This is a genomic window from Actinacidiphila guanduensis (assembly GCF_900103985.1).
Classification (GTDB): domain Bacteria; phylum Actinomycetota; class Actinomycetes; order Streptomycetales; family Streptomycetaceae; genus Actinacidiphila; species Actinacidiphila guanduensis.
In genome coordinates this window covers 52,049-72,383 of sequence record NZ_FNIE01000017.1, presented here as the reverse complement: position 1 = coordinate 72,383, position 20,335 = coordinate 52,049, and the positions used below count along the sequence as shown (strand labels likewise).

16 protein-coding genes are annotated in these 20,335 nt (G+C 70.1%); 13 read left to right on the top strand and 3 right to left on the bottom strand.

Features of this window, described 5'->3' with window-relative positions; genetic code table 11:
- Positions 1-49: 49 nt before the first annotated feature.
- Positions 50-1,507, bottom strand: coding sequence for an amidase family protein (locus BLR33_RS29365; protein ID WP_093787674.1), 1,458 nt, complete (start codon positions 1,505-1,507; stop codon positions 50-52).
- 104 nt (positions 1,508-1,611) lie between these two features.
- Positions 1,612-2,169 (bottom strand): DUF302 domain-containing protein, encoded by a 558-nt coding sequence (locus tag BLR33_RS29360; RefSeq protein WP_093787673.1) that lies wholly within the window; start codon positions 2,167-2,169, stop codon positions 1,612-1,614.
- 289 nt (positions 2,170-2,458) lie between these two features.
- On the opposite strand from BLR33_RS29360, the gene BLR33_RS29355 reads away from it, so the two are divergent.
- The 3 genes from BLR33_RS29355 to BLR33_RS29340 all read left to right on the top strand — a co-directional run bounded on the left by BLR33_RS29355 (position 2,459) and on the right by BLR33_RS29340 (position 7,356).
- Entirely contained in the window at positions 2,459-3,064 is a 606-nt protein-coding gene (locus BLR33_RS29355; protein WP_093787672.1) for a TetR/AcrR family transcriptional regulator, read from the top strand.
- 128 nt (positions 3,065-3,192) lie between these two features.
- Positions 3,193-5,367: an ATP-binding SpoIIE family protein phosphatase gene (locus BLR33_RS29350; protein ID WP_093787671.1), complete on the top strand. Its 2,175-nt coding sequence runs from the start codon at positions 3,193-3,195 to the stop codon at positions 5,365-5,367.
- A 372-nt stretch (positions 5,368-5,739) separates the two neighbouring features.
- Entirely contained in the window at positions 5,740-7,356 is a 1,617-nt protein-coding gene (locus tag BLR33_RS29340; protein ID WP_093787669.1) for a flavin monoamine oxidase family protein, read from the top strand.
- Between the two features lie 186 nt (positions 7,357-7,542).
- Here the strand turns inward: BLR33_RS29340 and BLR33_RS29335 are convergent, their stop codons facing one another.
- Entirely contained in the window at positions 7,543-8,895 is a 1,353-nt protein-coding gene (locus BLR33_RS29335; RefSeq protein ID WP_218136722.1) for a ricin-type beta-trefoil lectin domain protein, read from the bottom strand.
- Positions 8,896-9,489: 594 nt separating this feature from the next.
- Between BLR33_RS29335 and BLR33_RS29330 the strand changes: the two genes are divergently transcribed.
- From BLR33_RS29330 to BLR33_RS29285, 10 genes are all read left to right on the top strand, one after another.
- Positions 9,490-10,086 (top strand): TetR/AcrR family transcriptional regulator, encoded by a 597-nt coding sequence (locus tag BLR33_RS29330; protein WP_093787668.1) that lies wholly within the window; start codon positions 9,490-9,492, stop codon positions 10,084-10,086.
- 684 nt (positions 10,087-10,770) lie between these two features.
- Positions 10,771-11,634, top strand: coding sequence for an ester cyclase (locus tag BLR33_RS29325; RefSeq protein WP_176930591.1), 864 nt, complete (start codon positions 10,771-10,773; stop codon positions 11,632-11,634).
- Positions 11,635-11,797: 163 nt separating this feature from the next.
- On the top strand, positions 11,798-12,685 hold the full coding sequence (locus BLR33_RS29320; RefSeq protein WP_093787666.1) for an SDR family oxidoreductase: 888 nt from the start codon (positions 11,798-11,800) through the stop codon (positions 12,683-12,685).
- 85 nt (positions 12,686-12,770) lie between these two features.
- Entirely contained in the window at positions 12,771-13,820 is a 1,050-nt protein-coding gene (locus BLR33_RS29315; RefSeq protein ID WP_093787665.1) for an aldo/keto reductase, read from the top strand.
- 179 nt (positions 13,821-13,999) lie between these two features.
- Positions 14,000-14,848 carry an SDR family oxidoreductase gene (locus BLR33_RS29310; protein ID WP_245771747.1) on the top strand — a complete coding sequence of 283 codons (849 nt, stop codon included), beginning with the start codon at positions 14,000-14,002 and terminating at the stop codon, positions 14,846-14,848.
- 454 nt (positions 14,849-15,302) lie between these two features.
- Positions 15,303-16,079, top strand: coding sequence for an SDR family NAD(P)-dependent oxidoreductase (locus tag BLR33_RS29305; RefSeq protein ID WP_093787663.1), 777 nt, complete (start codon positions 15,303-15,305; stop codon positions 16,077-16,079).
- A 266-nt stretch (positions 16,080-16,345) separates the two neighbouring features.
- Positions 16,346-18,139, top strand: coding sequence for a gamma-glutamyltransferase family protein (locus tag BLR33_RS29300; RefSeq protein WP_093787662.1), 1,794 nt, complete (start codon positions 16,346-16,348; stop codon positions 18,137-18,139).
- Between the two features lie 360 nt (positions 18,140-18,499).
- Positions 18,500-18,982 carry a nuclear transport factor 2 family protein gene (locus BLR33_RS29295; RefSeq protein ID WP_093787661.1) on the top strand — a complete coding sequence of 161 codons (483 nt, stop codon included), beginning with the start codon at positions 18,500-18,502 and terminating at the stop codon, positions 18,980-18,982.
- Entirely contained in the window at positions 18,979-19,362 is a 384-nt protein-coding gene (locus BLR33_RS29290) for a DUF2255 family protein (protein WP_093787660.1), read from the top strand. Before BLR33_RS29295 ends, BLR33_RS29290 begins: the two co-directional genes overlap by 4 nt.
- Entirely contained in the window at positions 19,359-20,333 is a 975-nt protein-coding gene (locus tag BLR33_RS29285) for a quinone oxidoreductase family protein (RefSeq protein WP_093787659.1), read from the top strand. The genes BLR33_RS29290 and BLR33_RS29285 overlap by 4 nt, the downstream gene beginning before the upstream one ends.
- The last annotated feature ends 2 nt before the right edge of the window (positions 20,334-20,335 follow it).

The window sequence follows — 20,335 nt, the reverse complement described above, 5'->3', positions numbered from 1 at the left end:
CCGGCGGCATACGGGAACACGACCGCCGACCGCGCCGAGCGGGAGGGGCTCAGGCCGGCGCAGGCAGGGTGCCGAAGAGGGACTCCACCCGGCGTGCCAGGTCCAGGAGGTTCTTGTCCTCGCCGTGTGCGGCGTCGATTTCGAGCCCGATGGGCAGCCCGCCGGTGCTGAGGCCGACAGGGATGCTGATGCCCGGCAGACCTGCTCCGCTGGTGGGCACGGTGTTGTAGGCGAGGAACCGGTCGTCGACCTGGTGGCCGGCGACAGTGAAGTCCGAACCGTGCTCGATCAGGGGGGCGGGGCAGGGCGTGGTCGGGAAGAGCAGCGCGTCGGCCGCGTTGCCGGTGAACACCTGGCCGAGCCGGCGCTGGAGTTGCGGGCGCTCGACGGACAGGGCCGACGCGTAGCCGTCCTCGGAGAGGTAACCCGGCCCGCCCGGGACCACGACCTGGCTCCAGATCGCCTTCAGCTGGGGCTTGATGTCGCGGTAGATCTCGTCGAAGGTGACCGGGAAATCGTTCGCGGCGGCGAACTGCGCGACGGCTTCCCGCATCTCGCGGAAGAAGAAGCTCCACGTCAGCCGATTTGCCGTGGCCATGAAATCGTCACCGAGGTCGATCTCGACGATCTCGGCGCCGGCGTCACGAAGGCGTTCGAGCGCGGCGGTGAAGTGGGCCGCGATCTCGGGGTCGATCACCTTCATGTACTGCCGGGGCGCGTGGGCGAACCGCACGCCGCGTAGGCCGGAGCGCCGCGAGGTGGGGGCGGCGGTGTCCTGGGTGACGACCTGGTCGAGCAGCGCGCAGTCCTCGACGCTGCGGGCGAGGATGCCGGTCGTGTCGAGGGTGTGGGAGATCGGCGCGACGCCGCCTGCGGGCCAGCGGCCGTTGGTGGGCTTGTAGCCGACCACACCGGACAGGGAGGCGGGGACCCTGATGGAACCCACCGTGTCGCCGCCGGTCGCCGCGGGGACGATGCGGGCGGCGACCGCCGCTCCGGAGCCGCTGGAGGATCCGCCGGGCACGCGATCGTGGTTGTAGGGGTTCTTCACCTGACCGTACGAGCCGTTGTGTCCGGTCAGCCCGAAGGACATCTCCACGAGGTTGTTCTTGCCGAAGACGATGCCACCGGCGTCCCGGAGCGCGGCGACGACATCGGCGTCCCGCCGCGGGACGAAGTCCTTCAGGTTGCTCACGCCGAGCGTGGTGCGCAGGCCGGCGGTGGCGTAGCTGTCCTTGATCCCGATCGGGACGCCGAGGAGGGGCGCTGTCGAACCCGCGGCACGGGCCTTGTCCGCCTCCCGCGCGGCGGCCAGCACCGCGGGCTCGTCGACGGTGATGAAAGAGTTCAGGCCGGCGTGCTCGCGTGCGCGCCGCAAGAGAGCGGAAGCGTAGGCCTCGGAGGTGATGTCTCCGTTGCGGATCGCGGCGGCGGCCGCCGCTACGCCGAGCTCGACCAGCTTGTCATCGTTCGACGGTGCACCGGCGGCCGTGTTCTTGTCCTGCATGATGTCCCCTGGAATGCGAGTAATTTTTTCGGTCGGTGATCGACACGTGCGCTGTCCGAAGTCAGCCCTGCACGTCGATCACCAAAGGAACACCGCGTGTGCCGTCAGTGGTCGGCGACATTCGCCGAGGCTGCGGCTGCGGAGAAGGCAGGCGGGACGGTCACGCCCAGGACCTTCAGCAAAGTGGCGACCTTGCGGTCCAGTTCCTGGCCGACGGCGGCGACGTCAGGAACACCGAAGCTGGAGAAGCGGGTGCTGGGCTGGTCGATGGAGAACACCGCAGCGCCCTGGCGGTCCTGGTGGATCGCCGTACGCAGCGGGGCGTAGAGCATCACCGCCGGGTCGTGCCGGTACATGCGCTCGGCGATGGTGTGGTTTCCCATCAGGTAGGTGGCGCAGAGCCCGGGGTCGCCGGCCAGCTGCATGGTCGCCCCGACATCGGTTCCCCAGAACCGCATGAATCCGTGCGGCGCGTTCTCCGCGGCGGCGGCGACCACGGTGTCCCAGCTCGCCCGCTCGGCGCGGAGCCGCGTCATCCGGTCGATGTCCAGTACCGGCACAGCAGCCTCGTACCGGACCTGGAAATCCTCGAAGGACATTCCCGTGTCGATCGACCACCGGACGACCTCGTGGGGAACTGCGACGAAGTTCTGCGTGGGCATGTTCGTTCCTTTCGACGTGCCTGCGTGAAGAAATGCGGGAGGTGAATCCCGGACCACGAGAGTGGAATCCGGCTACCGGATCACCGAGTGGGCCTTTTTTGTGTCGCTGCGACCTCAGGGTGGGCTTTCGGGCGGCACCCGGCCGCCCGGCGCGCTGGCGGCGGTGCCGGCCACCGCGACGCGCCTGTGCCATGTGGGGCACGGACTGCACTCACAGAAGTACAGCGATCGCTGTACTTCAACGTAGCACGACCCTCCCGCAAGGTAAATCGATCGCTATACTTGGGGCATGGCAACGAGTGAGGCCGCGGTTCCGGCGGTCAAGGGCGGGCGGGGCGCAAGGGAGCGGATCATGCGCGCCGCGGTCCAGTTGTTCGCGCGCGAGGGCATCCACGCGACGGGTATCGCGAAGCTGACGCAGGTGGCACACGTGTCGACGCGCACCTTCTACCAGCACTTCCCGAGCAAGGAGGCCCTGGTCAGCGCCTACGTGCAGCGCGTCGAGTCCGACCCGGACGGGCCCATCGGCGTCGAGGCCGTCCTGGAACGCGGCGACCTCGGTGCCCGCGAGCGTCTTCTGCACCTGTTCGCCGACTCGCCGCCTCCCGCGGAGGTCGTACGCGGCTGTCCGCTGCACAACACCGCCGTCGAGACCGCGGGGACGATGCCCGGGGCTGCGGCGCTGGTCGAGCGCCACAAAAGGGAGTTCGGTGCCCGCCTGGTCAAAACGGCCGCCGAGGCGGGCGCGCGCGATCCCGAGACCCTGGGACGGCAGCTCGCGGTGCTGTTCGAGGGTGCCCGCGCGCTGGCCACCTCGCTCAACGACGGGCAGCCGTACCAGGACGCCCGGGAACTGGCCGAGACGCTGATCAACCAGGCGACCGGAGCGGTCTGACGGCACCGCGAACCCCGCTGGGCCTGGATACCGGCGCGTACAGCCCGCCCAGCTGACCAGCGAGCATGCGGTGATAGCAGTAGCCTGGCTGGAAGAGGACGGCGGACAGCGCAACGAGCGGCGATGCGATGCATGCGATCGGTCCCACGCCGAGCGACCAGCAAGCGGCCCCCGATGAGGACGGCCCCGAGGGCTTCCTGCCGACGGCCACCAGGAGACTGGTGCGCGACGTCGACGCCGCCGCGGCAACCGTCTTCCTCAGGGCCCCCGATGCCCCCGAGCTGCGTGCCGCGGTGGTGGCCGTCACACCGCTGGGAGTCGGATCCGTCGAGCGTGTGTCGCTGGATGACGAGGCGTATCCCTCGGCCCCGGCCTGGCGAACGAACTCCGTGGTCACCATGCACGGCCCGGAGCTCATGCCGTTCCATCCGGATCTTTCGGTGTTCGCGCCGTTCCCCTTGCAGATCGCGGCAGTTCCCCTCTCATCCGGAACGCGGGTATTCGGCACCCTCACCGTCTACTGGCCACGCTCCCGTGGCGGGTCCGCCCCGGCAGAAATCGATCGGTTGGTCGAGGCGGCGGCCGGCCTGGCAGGTCATCTCGAACGGCTGGCGGATCACCACGAACCCATGGAACCCCCCGCGGTTCCCCTCGTCGTGAACGCCGAGGACGAGGCCGACACCGCCGGGGGATTCACTCCCTCCACCGTCCCGCTGATCTACCACGTGCACAAACTCGCCATGCTTCTGACAGGGGCGGTACGCACGAGTGAAGCTGTCCACATGGCCATGGAAAGACTGCTGGGCGGATTTTCCGCGGCGGCCGTGGTCGTCAGTCTTGTGCAGGACAACAGGCTGCAGATAGCGGGCGCGTCCGGCTGCTCGACGGAATTCATCCGCACAGCGGACTGGGTCATGCTCGGCGAAAGCACGCCGGAAACCGACGCGGTGACGACGCGGAAGCACGCCCGCTACGCCGGCACCGACCGGCGGACCCGGGGCCGGCTCGCGGAGCGCGCGCTGGACGAGGACTGCGACTGGCTGGTCTTCCCGCTCCTGGCCGGAGGGCGATCCGTGGGTGCGCTGTCCGTGGCGTTGAAGCGCCGGCACCGGGACGCGGCCGTGCAGCAGTCGGCGCTCACCGCTCTGGCCACGGCGCTGGCCCAAGCCGTGGACCGCACCCAGACGCATGAGGCCAGGCACGCGCTGGTCGAGAAACTGCAGCAGGCGCTGTTGCCCCGGGTGCTGCCACAGCCCGCCGGAGTCGTCAGCACCGGCAGGTACACGCCGGCAACGAGCGGGACCGACATGGGCGGGGACTGGTACGACGTGCTGACACTTCCCACCGGAGGTGTCGCCATGGTCATCGGCGACGTGGAGGGGCACAATCCGGCTGCCGCCGCCGTGATGGGGCAGCTCGGCACCGCCGTGCGCGCCTACGCGGACGAAGGCCGAAGCCCCGGTGAAGTGCTCGAGCGGGCCAATCACCTCCTGATCAGCCTCGACACGGGCCTGTTCGCCACCTGCTGCTGCGTGTGGCTGGACCCCGACACGGGGGTGGCACAGCTTGCCAGCGCCGGCCATCCGCTGCCGCTCATCCACACCGCCGACGGCACAGTCCCTCCGCCGGCCGACCTCGACATCGGATTGCCGCTCGGTATCGATCCCCACACGCGGTACACAGCGGCCGAGTCGACGCTGAATCCCGGCACGATGCTCGCATGCTTCACCGATGGTCTGATCAACTCCGGAAGCCGGCTCGATGCCGAGGAAGTGACGACCGTATTGGCGGGCGATGCGGATATCGAGTCCCTGGGCGACCGCATCATGACGCGCCTCGCACACCGGCACGCCACACGCGCGGACGACGCGGCCCTCCTTCTCGTGCGCTACGAAGGCCCGTCCAGCGAGGCGCGGCGCGCTGTACGCCAACTCACCATCCATCGCCGCGATCTGCGGGGAACCCAGCGCACACGCAAGCTCATCAGGGAGTGGCTGGACGATTGGGAGCTGTCCGGCATGGCCGACGAGGAAGAACTGCTGGTGTCGGAGGTCGTCACCAACGGTCTGGTGCACGGGGACAGCGACGTCCACGTCGTCGTGCGCAGGTATCCGGACCGCGTGCGCGTGGAAGTGCGGGACAGCGATCCGCACCGGGCGCGGGCTGTGACGATGCCGCGCCAGGAGGACGAAGCCGAAGGCGGCCGGGGACTCATGATCGTGTCAGCCTTCGCCTCCGCTTGGGGCAACTCCCCGAGCGGCAGGGGGAAAACCGTCTGGTTCGAACTGCCCGTGCCGGCGTGAGTGCGGCGATGGTCACGGCTTCGCCATCGCGGCTCTTGTACGGCGCTTCGCCCAGGCCGGTGCCGGCCGCCGGTGTGGCGTGAAGGGCTCTGCCCGTCGGCGTTGCCGGTGGACCACCAGCGGATCCTTGTCGTGCTCGCGGACCGGTCCCGGCTTCGTCAAGGGCTCCTGACGTGCCAGGAGATGGCAATACCATGCCGCGCGAGCGCCGCGCAACAGTCGCATATGTATGACATGCACACGGAGAAACGCGCTCGACATGCCTGAGTGGAGTGGACCGTAACAGGCCGCTGTGAAGATCTCTTCGTTCTTCGCGATCACCACCGTTTCCAGAGATACCGGTGGTGCGTCCTACGGGAAGGGATCGGCCAGATGGCAGAACCTCAGAGGGGCACAGGCACCAGCCGGCGCGGTTTCCTGCGGGCTGTCGGCGTCACCGGCGGCGCCGGGGCCATGTTCGCCACCATGGGAGCCCTCGGACTCGCCCCCACCGCAGCTTACGCAGCCGAGAAGGAAGCACCTTTCACAGCCCCTCGACGCGGGGACTTCACTCTCCAGGGCCGGGGCGGCAAGCCCGCCAAGGTCGTTGTCATCGGGGGCGGCGTGGCCGGTCTCACCTCGGCCTACGAACTCGGCAAGGCCGGGTACGACTGCACTGTCCTCGAAGCGCGGGACCGCGTCGGCGGCCGCAACTTCACCGTGCGCGGCGGTGATGCCGTCACCGACCTCAACGGCGTGACCCAGAAAGTGACCTTCAGCCGGGACCAGTACATGAACTGCGGCCCGGCCCGTCTCGCCCAATGGATGGTCACTCTGGACTACTGCCGAGAACTCGGGGTACCGGTCGAGGTGTTCACCAACACCAACGCCAGCGCCCTCATCTACAACGAGTCCACCGGCATGAAGGCCCCGGTCGCCTACCGCACCGCCAAGGCCGACGTGTACGGCTACGTCTCCGAGTTGCTCGCCAAGGCCACCAACGCCGGCGCCCTCGACGCGGAGTTGACCGCCGACGACAAGGAGCGGCTGCTCACCTTCCTGAGCAGCTACGGCTCCCTCGGGTCCGGCTACCAGTACACCGGCACCGAGCACCGGGGCTTCAGTGTCGATCCCGGCGCCGCGGGCACCCCCGGCACGGAACTCGGCGACGTGCCGTCCCTGTCCGCGGTCTTCGCCTCCAACGTCGGCCGTACGTTCTCCTTCGAGTTCGGCTACGACCAGGCCATGCTGATGTTCCAGCCGGTCGGCGGCATGGACGCGATACCCATGGCGTTCGCCAAGGCCATCGGCCCCCACAAGATCCTCACCGGCGCGGCGGTCACCGACGTCAGGAACACCTCCGACGGCGTCGAGGTCACCTACACCCGCAACGGCACCACCAAGGTCCTCCACGCGGACTACTGCATCGCCACCCTGGCACCCTGGATCCTCGCCCGGACTCCGCACAACCTCGGCTCCGCGGTGCAGACCGCCCTGCAGGCCGTGCGCCCCTCCCAGGCGTCCAAGATCGGCCTCGAGTACAAGAGCCGCTGGTGGGAGACCGACTTCAAGATCATGGGCGGCATCACCGAGACCGACATGGACCTGGACCACATCTGGTACCCGTCCTACGGCCACCTCGGCGAGCGGGGCACCATCATCGGCTACTACAACACCGGCGCTCACTCCGACACCTACTCGGCGCTCGCCCCTGCCCAGCGCCTGGAGCGCGCCATCGCCCAGGGGGTGAAGATCCACGGCGACAAGTACCGGTCCGAACTCGCGGCCTGGTACTCGCACCAGTGGAAGCTTGCCCCGCACATCGAGGCCGCCTGGCACTCCGTGCCCGGTGGCCCCGACGCCCCGGCCTTCGCCCCGCTCAACCAGGCGCAGGGCAATGTCTACTTCGCAGGCGACTACCTCAGCTACCTCGACGCCTGGCAGGCCGGCGCGATCTCGTCCGCCCGCAAGGTCGTCACCGAACTGCACCAGCGAGTCCTGACCTCCTGACCGACTCGGCGTGGACCCTACGCCTGACCAGCGACAACGCCGCCCGCAAGCTCGGAACGACACCAGCCGCTCACCGCCGGAACGCAAGGAATGAGCCCGCGTCCGCAGGGAAGGGGGCATCCGCCGGGCGGATGCCCCCTCGAGACCGCTGCCCGGCCGACCCGGTCGACCCAGGAAGTCACCGCATCAGCTGGGCAGGTTCCAGTGCTGGTTGGCGCTGTTGAAGCAGGTCCAGATCTGGAGCCGGGTGCCGTTGGCGGAGCTGGGACCGGTGGCGTCCAGGCATTTGCCCGAAGCGGCGTTGACCAGTTCGCCGTTGGACTGGTGCTGCCAGACCTGGGCACCGGTGCCGTTGCAGTCGTAGAGCTGCACGGTCGTGCCGTCGGCGGTGCCGGCGGCCGTGACGTCCATGCACTTGCCGAGTGCCTTGAGGGTGCCGTCGGTGCCGACGGTCCACTGCTGGGCGTTCGTTCCGTTGCAGTCGTAGAGCTGGATCGCGGTGCCGTTGGCGGTGCCGGCGGCGGCCACGTCCACGCACTTGCCGCCGTAGCCGGTGATCTGCCCGGTCGCGCCGCCGCCGGGCGGCGGGGTGGTGCTGCCGCCGCCCAACTGGTTGAAGATCCGTGAGTAGGCGTAGCCGACCGGCTTGTCGTAGTAGTCGACCTCCCAGAACGAGAGCTCCTGTACGCCGTTGGCGGCGGCGAAGCTCTCCAGCGTCTGGGCGTCGGACTGCGAGAAGTACTCGTTGTCGTCGTTCTGCCCGGCGATCGGGGTCAGGCCGATGCGACCGTAGGCCGCCGAGGTGGAGATGCCGTAGAGGCCCGCCAGCTGGCTCGCGGTGGCGCGGGCCCCGGACTCGGCGTCGTTGAGCGCGTTCTGGCCGTCGCCGAAGTCCATGGTCATGATGTTGACGGCGCTCACGTTGACGCCCTTGCTCTTGGCATCCGTGAGGACGCCGTACTCCTCGGAGGGCAGCCCGCCGGGGTCGACGGCCAGGGTATAGGCGACCTGAACTGCGGGGTTTTGGGCCTGGAGGGCTGCCAGGGCCTGGTTGCGGCGCTGGTTGGCCGCGCTGTCGTCGAGGGTGCCGCCTTCGATGTCGAAGTCGAGCCGGGTGACGCCGTAGGTGTTCACGATGTTCGCGTAAGCGGCGGTCAGCGAGGAGACGGACGTGCAGGTCTCGGCCAGCTCCCCTCCCTCGGCTCCGCCGGAGGAGATGACGACGTTGCCGCCCGCCGACTGGATGGCGCTGATCTGCGAGGCGTACGCGCCGATCGAATCGCCGCTTGCCTCCCACTGCTCGGTGCACCCGGACCTCGGGATGAGGAAGGCCAGGGTGTAGTTCTTCAGCCCGGTGGCATTCATGTCCGCCGCCATGTCGTTGGCCGTGTTGCCGTCGATCTGGAGGTAGGGCGCCGCGAAGTGGGCGGGGAGCGCGGCGGGGGAGGCGCCATGGGCCGTACCCATGGAGCCCAGGAGGGCGGTTGAGGACGCAAGGGCCGTCGTGACAGTGACGGCCATGCCGTGACGCAGTCGCATGCGGGGCTCCATGAGAAACACGGTGGTGGGGGGTGTTTCATTCGGCTGAGCTGTCCGGGAGTCTTCGCGGAAGCGGACGGCCCGTCAAGGCATCGGACAGGAAACCTTACTGACTTTTGGTCAGAGGGGTTGAGCGGGATCCTCGCCGTGTGCGCTCGGCAGCCATGTCTTCACGGAGTGAATGCGGATCGCTGCACAAAGGGCCGGATCCCGGATACTTCGTCAAGAAGTTGCACATCCCCGGACCTGGTGATCCCGACGGCGCGGATCTCCACCAACTGCTCTGATCGGCGCCTATGACGCCCGCTCGCCCGACCCGGGCGCCGGCCGGAGCGGGCGTTCCGGCATGCGCGCAACCGCTCCGTCCCTTGAAGAGGCACACGCTGCTGGGAGGGCGGGGCGCGGGGTCGGCGGAAGTGCCCAGGTGACGTGACCGCGGTCCCTTGCGGGGGCGCGCCGCACCCGGGTTACTGAAACTGCCTCATGACGGGACGGCGTTCGTGAAACATCGGCTGAAACGGAACCGGCGTGGGAAGCGCACGTCCGAGGCTGATCGTATTCACAAACCAGACGTTTGTATTTTAGTCTATACACATGGTCTACGACTCATCCGCCACCCGTGCGCGCCTGCTCGATGCCGCGTACGACGAGTTCGTCTCGCACGGCCTGGCTGGTGCCCGTGTCGACCGGATCGCCAAGGCGGCACCGGCGAACAAGCAGGCGATCTATGCCTACTTCGGCTCCAAGGACGAGCTCTTCGATGCCGTGCTGGGAGCCCGCCTGCGTGTGCTTGCGGATATGGTGCCGTTCACGCCCAGTGACCTCGGCGCCTACGCGGGCGCGCTCTTTGACGCGTTCGTCGATGATCCCGGGCTCATCAGGCTCACGCAGTGGAAGGCCCTGGAGCGTCCTGAGGCATCGGCCGGCGAGCTGGAAGCGCACCTGGAGAAGGCACGCGAGGTCGCCGAGGCGCGAGGAGCGACGCTCGAAGCGGCTATGGACGCGCTGATGATCGCCCTGTCCGCAGCGCAGGCATGGCTCTTCACGCCGCCCGCGATTCGCAACCCGGGCGGTGCGGACGAGCAGACCCGGCGCCTGCGCCACCGTGAGGCCGTCGTCGCGGCGGTCGGTGCGATGACCGACCGGCTCCTGCCTCCTGGCGAACGGTCCGGCTCTGCGGGAGAGGCGTAGGGGCGAGGCCTGCCGGCACCCCCTTGGTCGGATGCCGTGCCGCGGGCGGCCGCGCGCCGCAGCCCGCCGGTACCACCTGGTGGGCGCTCACCATCGCCAACGCCCGTGGTCTGTTCCCACGTCTTGCCTGACGCCGGGCCGGTGGGCCGGTGGGTCCGGTTCCGGCATCAGCCCAGTTCCACACGCCGCTTGATTCCGCGCGGATCCGGCCGGCGAGCGCGCTGACCTCCGGGAAACCGGACGGCGAGGCCATCACGTGCGGCGCGCGTGCAATGGCTGAGCCGGGTGCTGTGGTCGCCGTCCGGCCCGGTGAGGACGGCGTCGGCGACGCACGTCGGACCGCCCGGACGCGCGCCTTCGACCGGTGCCGACGGCCCCCCGGGCAGGGCGGTACGGAGCCCCGATCGGCGGACCGGCTTTCCGCTCCCCCTCCTGGGTACCCCGCCTCCGTCACATGACCGATGCGGTCGCAGGCCCGGTGGCGCGAAGGTGTGGCCGGAGCCGGGTGGCCGCGGTGCACAAGCCGAAGCCGCCGGATACCGGCATCGTTAAACCATCTGGTTGTTTTCATCTCGGGATCGCGCTACGCTCGAAACCAACCGGATGGATGCAATGTTCGGTGTGGCGCCGGCCGCACCTCATCGCCGGGCCGCAAGGGCCGCGGCAGACACTGAGGAGAAGACCATGGACCCCAAGACGGTCGTCCGCGATTTCTGGGCCAGCTACGAGAAGGGTGAACTGGAGACGACCTGGGCGCAGTACGTGTCGCCCGAGTTGGTCATCCACCCCTCGTCGGGCTACGAGTTCACCCGGGAGTCCTGGCTGGCTGCCGAGCAGGCGCTGTTCGCCGCTTTCACCGATGTCCGGGTCGAGGTGCGCGACCAGGTCGCCGACGGGGCGAAGGTCGCCACCCGCTGGGCGGTCACGGGGCGCCAGACCGGCGAGTTCTTCGGCGTGCCCTCCAGCGGCCGTACCGCGACCCTGACCGGCACCACCGTCGACGTGGTGCGGGACGGCATGATCGCCGAGCACTGGGCGGAGGTCGGCGTCCCCCTCTTCCTCCAGCAGCTGGCCGCCGCCGACAGCCCCGACGACGGCGCCCCCGCCCCGACCGGGCGTATCGGCACCCTCGTCGGCGACGCCGAGCACCTGACGCTGGAACGGCTGGCCACCGAAGTGAACTGGCGCGTCGACGACGGCGTGGCGGAAACCGTCGCGGAACTCTTCACCCCGGACGGCAGCATCGGCACCTTCGGTGAGCCTGCCGTCGGCACCCAGGCGATCCGGGACTGGGGCCGCGCCATGGACAGGGACAGGCCGCTCGGCAACCTGCGTCACGTTCTCAGCAACTTCCGCTTCACGACGGACAGCCCCACCGAGGCCAGCGGCACCTTCCACGTCACCGCCTACGTCGCGGACGGCCCGCAGGGCAACGACACCCTCCCGTTCGCCATGGGCGTGTGCACCGACCACTACGTGCGGACCCAGGACGGCTGGCGCGTCCGCTCCCGCGTCTTCGCACCCCATGCGCTGCACCAGGCCGCCTGATCGCCTGTTCGCGGTGCCGTCCCGCCCCCAGCCGCGCCAGGCCGCAGCGGGACGGCGCCATGCGGGCCGCCGCAGACCGGCCCCGTCCCGGGGTCCCGCGGCCCACCGTCCCATCGCCTCTCTACTGCTTCCCCTGATTCCGTCCAGCAAGGAGCTGCACCTCATGAACACGAACTCGCCCGAGGACCCGGCCGGGAACGTCTCCGGAAGCACCTGGTTCGTCACGGGTGCGTCGTCCGGGATCGGCCGGGCCGTCACCGAGCAGCTGCTCGATCGCGGCGCCCGGGTCGCGGCCGTGGCGCGACGCGTGGAGCTGCTGGACGACCTGGCCGGTACCCACGGCGATCGGCTGTGGACCGCGCAGCTCGACGTGACCGACACCGAGGCGCTGCGGAGCGTCGTCGCACGGGCCTTCTCCGCCCTCGGACGGATCGACGTGGTCTTCTCCAACGCCGGCTCGGGAGCCTTCGGCGCTGCCGAGGAGCTGTCCGACCAGGCCATCACCCAGCAGATCGCGCTCAACCTGGTGGCGCCGATCCAGCTGCTGCGGGCCGTGCTCCCGCACCTTAGGGCCCAGGGTGGCGGCCGGTTCATCCAGACCTCCACGGTGGGCGGCCAGATCACCACACCCGGCGGAAGCATGTACCACGCCTCGAAGTGGGGCGTGGAGGGCTTCCTGGAGTCGGTCATGCCGGAGGTCGCGCCCTTCGGCGTCGGGATCACCCTCATCGAGCCGGGCAACATCCGCACGGACTTCGGCGCCGCCCTCTCGATCGCTTCTGCGATCGACGCCTACGCGGACACGCCCGTCGGCCAGGTCCGCCAGTACATCGACGCCTCCGGCGGCAACCTCACGGGAAACGCCCAGGGAGACCCCGCCAAGGTCGCTGCGGCCGTCATCGCCTCGGCCGCGACGACACCGGCGCCCGCGCGGCTCGCCCTCGGCAGCGACGCCTACGCCGGAATCCACTCCGCCCTCACCCGCCGGCTCGACCAACTCGAGTCGACGAAGGACATCGCGTTCTCGACCGACTACGACCAGAAAGGCTGAACGCTGCCGCGGCCGAACCCGGCCGGGTTCGGCCGCGGCACGAACGCCGGAACGACACCACCATCTGAAGAGTGAGGAATGCCCCATGGACCTGACCGACTTCCGGACCCTCGGCCGCACCGGTCTGCGAGTGAGCCCGCTCGCGCTCGGCACGATGACGTTCGGGGACCCCTCCTGGGGGGCCGACGAGCCGACCTCGATCGAGATCCTCTCCCGGTACACCGACGCGGGCGGCAATTTCATCGACACCGCCAACCGCTACATGGACGGCCGCTCCGAGCAGGCCATCGGTACGTTCCTCGGCAAACGCCGGGATCTGCGCGACCGGCTGGTGATCGCGACCAAGTTCGCCCTGACCATGGACCCGGCCGACCCCAACAACGGCGGCACCGGCCGCAAAGCGATCCGCCGCCATGTCGAGGACTCCCTCCAGCGGCTGGGCACGGACTACATCGACCTGTACTGGCAGCACAACTGGGACCGGCACACCCCGCTGGAGGAGACCATCTCCACGCTGGACGACCTCGTCCGCGAGGGCAAGGTCCGCTACGTGGGCCTGTCCGACACACCGGCGTGGGCCGTGGCCCGTATGGCCACCCTGGCCGAGTGGCGGGGCTGGACACCCATCGCCGCACTCCAGTTGGAGTACTCGCTGCTGGAGCGCACCTCGGAGGGCGAGCTGTTCGGCGCGGCCCGGGAGCTGGGCCTGGGCGTGATGCCCTGGAGCCCGCTGGCCAGCGGTGTGCTGACCGGAAAGTACACCCGCGAGAACCGCAGCCCGCAGGGCTCCGGCCGCAGCATGCTCGTCGGACAGCACCTCACCGAGCCGACCTTCCGGCTCATCGACGTGCTCACCCGTATCGCCCAGGAACTGGACACCACCGTGGCCGCGGTCGCCCTGGCCTGGGTACGCCAGCAGCCCCTGGTCACCGCCACCGTCATCGGCGCCCGCACGGTGGCCCAACTGGACGCCAACCTTGCCTCTCTCCAGGTGACACTGTCCCCGGACCACCTGGAGGAGCTCGACGGCCTCACCGCCCCGACGCTCAACTTTCCCCTGCCGTTCCTGCGGAGCCTCGGCTTCCCGGCCCAGCAGGGCGACACGGTGATCAACGGCCTGCGCGCCGACGGCTGATCCACCCCGCCGCCCGCAGCAGCCGACCCGTGCGGGGCCGTGGACGGGCCCGCCCCGATGCCTCCGGTTGCGTGATGTTCGCTCCCGGGCTGCTGGGCCGCTCCGACGGGTTGACAACGGGACCGTGGGGACCAGATTCAAACCATCTAGTTGTATGGAAATTTCAAGGAGTGATGGGTATGGCTCGGGCGCGCACATGGTTCCTCACGGGGGCCACCCACGGGCTGGGCCGGGAGATCACCGTCCAGCTCCTTCGCCGGGGTGACCGCGTCGCCGCGACCGGGCGTGATCTCGGTGCGCTGGCGGAGTTGGCCGACGAGTACGGCGACCTGCTCTGGACGGCCCCGCTCGACGTCACCGATCGTCGGGCCGTGCGGGAGGTCGTCGATCGCGCCTTCTCCGAACTGGTGAGTATCGACGTCGTGATCAACAACGCGGGCTACGGTCTGTTCGGCGCCGCCGAGGAGTTCAGCGACGACCAGGTCGACCACCAGCTGGCCACGAATCTGAGCGGGTCGATCCAGGTCGCGCGCGCGGCCCTGCCGCATCTGCGGGCGCAGGGCGGTGGGCGCATTGTGCAGGTCTCGACGTACGGGGGGCAGGCGGCGAATGCCGGAGCGTCGCTCTACAACGCCGGGAAGTTCGGGATCGAGGGCTTCATGGAAGCACTCGCCCGAGAGGTGGAGCCGTTCGGAATCGGCGTCACCATCGTCGAGCCCGGCGGGACCGGCACCGGATTCCGCCGCAACGCGATCCTGGCGGCGCCCATGGCGGCGTACGACGGCACCCCCGCCGCCGCTGTGCGCGGCCTGGCCACCGGTTCGCGGCCGTCGCCGGGTGACCCCGTGAAGGTGGCCTCCATGATGATCGCCGCGGCCGAGGCAGATCCCGCTCCCTTGCGTGTGGTGCTCGGCAGCGACTCCTACCGATTCGTACACGAGGCTCTCGTGCAGCGACTGGCCGGTGTCGAGGGGCAGAAGAGCTCGGCGGCCGCAGCCGACCTCGACCAGCCGGAGACGCCCCGGTAGCTGAGGGAATCGACCATGTCACGGTGCGCGGCGTGAGTGGTCGCCGGCCCGACGCCCGGCCGGAGCTGCCACGGGACGCAGCGCCGGGAAGGCCCTCCTGTGCGGCAGCCGGCGCAGGGAGGCGTTCCCAACTCGGCGGCGCGCCACGTCTGTTGGCGTTGGCGCGGTACGGACGGGCAGGCCCTGCCGGTTCCGGCCCATCGGTTTTCTGCGGGGACGACACGGCCTCCCGCTGTGATCACGCTGGGCCGGGCGCCGCCTGATGCCCGACAGGCATCACCATCGACGCAACAGGTCTTGGACCGCGATCCTGCGCCTGCCGCAGGCTGGAAGAGAACGTCCCAGGCGCCCGGCTCCGGCCGCAGATCCAGTCGCACGAGCGACGGTGCCGCGGGCTGCCACCGCCAGGACGACGTGACCAACGACTGTCCCCACTGGGAAGGGAACCGGCACCATGGCAGGCATATTCATCACCGGGGCTACCGACGGACTCGGCCTGGCCGCCGCGCGCCTGCTCATCGAGCAGGGCCACTCCGTGACCGGCCACGCCAGGAACGAACGGCGCGCAGAGCAGTTGCGCCGCCGGCTTCCGGGAATGGCCGACGTGCTGATCGCGGACTTGTCCAGCAAGCGCCAGACCGTCGATCTGGCGAACCGGGCCAACCGGGGCGGCGCTTTCGACGCGGTGATCCACAACGCCGGGGTCGGCTACCGGGAGCCCCGCAAGATCACCACCGAGGACGGTCACGCGCATGTGCTGGCGATCAATGTCCTCGCCCCGTACATCCTCACCTGCCTCATGGACAGGCCACGGCGCTTGGTCTACCTCAGCAGCGGCATGCACCACTCGGGTGACGCCGACACGCGGGACATGGACTGGGACCACCGGCCGTGGAACGGCGCGCAGGCCTACGCCGACAGCAAACTCTACGACGCGACACTGGCCTTCGCCGTGGCCCGGCTGTGGCCCGGCGTCCTGAGCAACGCGCTGGAGCCGGGCTGGGTGCCCACCAAGATGGGCGGCCCAGGCGCACCCGACGACATCGAACTGGCGCACATCACCCAGGCGTGGCTGGCGGCCGCCGATGATCCGGCGGCCAAGGTCAGCGGCCGGTACTTCTACCATCAGAAGGAGACCGCTCCGGCGACGGACGCGCTCGACCCCGCTTTCCAGGACGAGCTCCTGCTCAGCTTGGAGGAGCTGACCTCCGTGCGGTTTCCGCCGCAGTGAGCGTTTCCAGCGTTGCCTCTCCGGAGTGAGGACCGCCTTGGCGATGACGGTCATGCGGGTGGGGCCGATACTGCGCGGTTGGACACCCGGGCTTTCGACCTGGACGCTCGGCGCGGGCGGCAGGCGTGGGCGGTGGACTCGCCGATTCCGAACCCGGCGGCCATCGCCGCCAGGGTGATGGCGGCTCAATCCGCGTGAGGTGGCGCGGGTACGGTCGGTGGCGCCGGGAGCGCCCGCACCGCCCGCACCGACAAGGAGACACGCGTTTGTTCACCACCCGCCCCACCCTGCAAGGCACGTTCGGCATGGTCTCGTCCACGCACTGGCTGGCGTCGCAGTCGGCGATGGCGGTTCTGGAGGACGGGGGCAACGCGTTCGACGCCGCGGTCGCGGCCGCCTTCGTCCTGCACGTCGTGGAACCGCATCTGAACGGGCCGGGCGGCGACGTGGTGATGATCCTCGCGCCGACCGGCCGTGAACCCGTCGTCCTGTGCGGTCAGGGACCCGCGCCGGCCGGCGCCACCATCGAGCACTACACGGGCCTCGGCCTGGAGATCGTCCCCGGCACGGGCCCGCTGGCCGCCGCGATACCCGGCGCGTTCGACGCGTGGCTGACGTTGCTGCGCGACCAGGGCACCAAGTCGCTCTCCGAGGTGCTGGCGTACGCGATCGGGTACGCCGAGAAGGGGCACCCGGTGGTGGACCGCGTCGGCATGACGGTCGAGGCGGTCCGCGAGCTGTTCGAGACCGAGTGGACCACCTCCGCCGAGCTGTATCTGCCGCACGGCAAGGCTCCCGCGCCCGGCTCACTGCTCAAGAACCCCGCGCTGGCCGCGACCTGGCGCCGGGTGATCCGCGAGGCGGAGGCCGCGGGCAGCGGCAGGGAGGCGCAGATCGACGCCGCGCGCCGCGCCTGGCGCGAAGGCTTCGTGGCCGAGGCACTGGCCGCCCACGCGGCCCTGCCGACCATGGACACCTCGGGCGAACGGCACAGCGGCACCATGACCGGTGACGACCTGGCCGCCTGGTCGGCCACGTACGAGCAGCCGGTCACCTACGACTGGAACGGCTGGACCGTCGCGAAAGCCGGCCCGTGGAGCCAGGGCCCGGTCTTCCTCCAGCAGCTCGCCCTGCTGCCCACCGAGACCCCCGAATACGGCACGGCCGAGTACGTGCACACCCTCGTGGAGGGCGCCAAGCTCGCTCTGGCCGACCGCGAGGCGTGGTACGGCGACGCGCAGGACGTCCCGGTGGGGGAGTTGCTGGCGGACGAGTACAACGAGGCCCGTCGGGCGCTCATCGCCGGGACCGCCTCGGCGTCGCTGCGCCCGGGCCGCCCCGGCGGCCGCGAGCCCCGGCTGAGCGAGCACGCCCGGAAGGCGGCGCAGGGGGCACTGCCGCGCGAGGCGGCCGCAGCGGGCGTGGGCGAGCCCACGGTCGAGCGCGACGGCGCGACCCGCGGTGACACCTGCCACCTGGACGTGGTGGACCGCTGGGGCAACATGATCGCCGCCACCCCCAGCGGCGGGTGGCTCCAGTCCAACCCCGTGGTGCCCTCGCTCGGATTCCCGCTGGGGACCCGGCTCCAGATGGCCTGGCTCGAACCCGGGCTGCCCAACTCCCTCACACCGGGCCGCCGGCCGCGCACCACACTGACCCCTTCGCTCGCCTCGCGCGGCGGCACACCCGTGATGGCCTTCGGCACCCCGGGCGGAGACCAGCAGGACCAGTGGAGCCTGCACTTCTTCCTGGCAGTCGCCGCGCGCCCACACGTCCGCGGCGGCCTGGACCTGCAAGGGGCGATCGACGCCCCGAACTGGCACACCGACAGCTTCCCGGGCTCCTTCTACCCGCGCGGCATGCAGCCGCGCAGTCTCGCCGTGGAGTCCCGGATCGGCCAGGAGGTCATCGCCGAGCTGCGCCGCCGCGGGCACGAGGTGACGGTGAAGGAGCCGTGGTCGCTCGGCCGCCTGTGCGCGGTGGCCCGCGACCCGGAGACCGGTGTCGTGTCGGCGGCCGCCAACCCCCGGGAGATGCAGGGGTACGCCACGGGCCGGTGAGCGGGGCGAGGCACAAGAATCACCTGCCCCGCCTCGGTCCCCGGAATGTCCGTACGCGTTCCTTCGCGCCGGCGGCGGTACGTGAGGCCGCAGCCGCGCTCCCAATGAGGCTGGGCCTGGGTGCTCGCAGCGTCGGCGGGGGCGGACGGCTGCGGATCGACGCGTCCGAGCTCGCGCAGGCCTCGATCAGGCCAAGCGGCTCGCTGGGATCACATGCGCAGGTCCGAGGCGTGCGCCGTGCCGAGCCACACGCCGGGGCGACACTGCAGAGACCCCAGAGGTCAGGGGAATCTCCGGTGACGGTATACGCTTGCTATTAAGCGGAAACCAGTTTCCGGTTACTGAGGGGAAGAGGACGCCATGGCCACCCCGGCTGAAGACATCACGACCGCGATCCAGGCGGTCACCCGCGGTTTCGTCACCGCGGACTCGAAGGAGTGGGACGCCTACGAGGCCGCCCACGCCGAGACCGTCACCGTGGACTTCGGCGGCGTCAACGACGCCGGCAGCGGTGGTGCCGGCGGCTCGATGACCGCCCACGAGGTCCGCGCCAACGCGGAGAAGGTGATCGGCCCGATCCCGGTCACCCAGCACCAGCTGTCGAGCTTCGTGGTCGACATCGACGGCGACATCGCCACCGTGCGCTTCTACGAGGAGGCGCTGCACGTCCACCCCGCGCTCGGTGACGACCCCGCGAAGAACACCTGGACCATCTTCGGCAAGGGCATGCAAAAGCTCACCCGCACCGACGACGGCTGGAAGATCGTCCACGCCTCGCTGGTCCCGACGCACTCCACGGGCAACCCCACGTTCCTCGCGGACGTCGCCGCCCTGACGAAGTGACCGGCCAGGAGACCGGCGGCCTGGCCGCCGCGGCAGTCGGGGACGACGTCGTGCTCGTCCTCCCGCGCCGCACCGGTACCGCCCGGGTGCCGGTGTGGTTCGTCGTCGTGGACGGCGAGGTCTACGTCCGCTCCTACCGAGGGCCCCAGGGCTGGTGGTACCGGCGGGCACTGGCCGTCGGGAAGGGCGCGGCTTCCTTCGGCCGCCACGAGACGGCGGTGCGGTTCGAGCCGATCACCGACGAAGCGACGAACGCGCGGATCTCGGCCGCGTACCTGCGCAAGTACGCCCGCTACAGCTATGCCGGCTCGATCGTCTCGGACGCCGCCGTCGCCGCGACGGTCCGGCTCGCAGCGACTGATGTGGAGGCACGAGGATGAAGGCGATCGTCATGGAGACCTTCGGCGGGCCGGAGGTGCTGCGGCTCGCCGAGGCTGCGAACCCGGTGCCCGCGGATGACGAAGTGCTCGTCGAGGTGCGCTTCGCGGGCGTCAACTTCATGGATGTCGGAACCCGCACCGACCGCGGCGGAAACGGCACGCTGCCGTGCGTCCCCGGCGTGGAGGGCATGGGCGTCGTCCGCCGGCTCGAAGCGGACGTGACCGGCCTGGAAGCAGGCCGGCGGGTGGCGTGGTACCTGAACTACGGCAGCTACGCCGAACTCATCGCGCTCCCCGCATCGGCGCTGATCCCCGTACCGGAAGAGATCGAGGACGAGGTCGCGGCAGCGCTGCCGATGCAAGGGCTGACGGCCCACCACCTGGCGACCGCGAGCTACCCGGTCGAGCCCGGTGACGTGTGTGTGGTCCACGCTGCGGCCGGCGGTGTCGGGCTGCTGCTGACCCAGATCGCGAAACTGCGCGGTGGGCGGGTCATCGGTGTGGTCTCCACCGAGGCCAAGGCCCAGCTCGCCCGCCGGGCCGGCGCCGACGACGTCATCGTCGGATCTGCCCGGCCGCTCTCCGGGCGGGTCCGCGAGCTGACGAACGGTCGCGGCGCCGACGTCGTCTTCGACGGAGTGGGGGCCGCGACCTTCCAGGAGTCGCTGGCCTCGCTGCGCCCGCACGGGACATTGGTGAGCTTCGGCCAGGCCGGCGGATCGGTGCCACCGATCTCGCTCGAGTCCCTGCCTGACAGCGTGCTCGTCACCTACTCAATGGTGATGCACCACGTGCCGGACCGGGCCGCGCTTCTCGCACACACCGGTGAACTGTTCGACTGGGTGGCCTCGGGAAAGCTGAAGGTCTCGATCGGGGAGATCCACCCACTCGCCGCAGCGGAGGCCGCCCACCGGGCAATCGAAGGGCGGGGCACGACGGGCAAGGTTCTGCTGCGCGTACGGCAGGCTTGAGC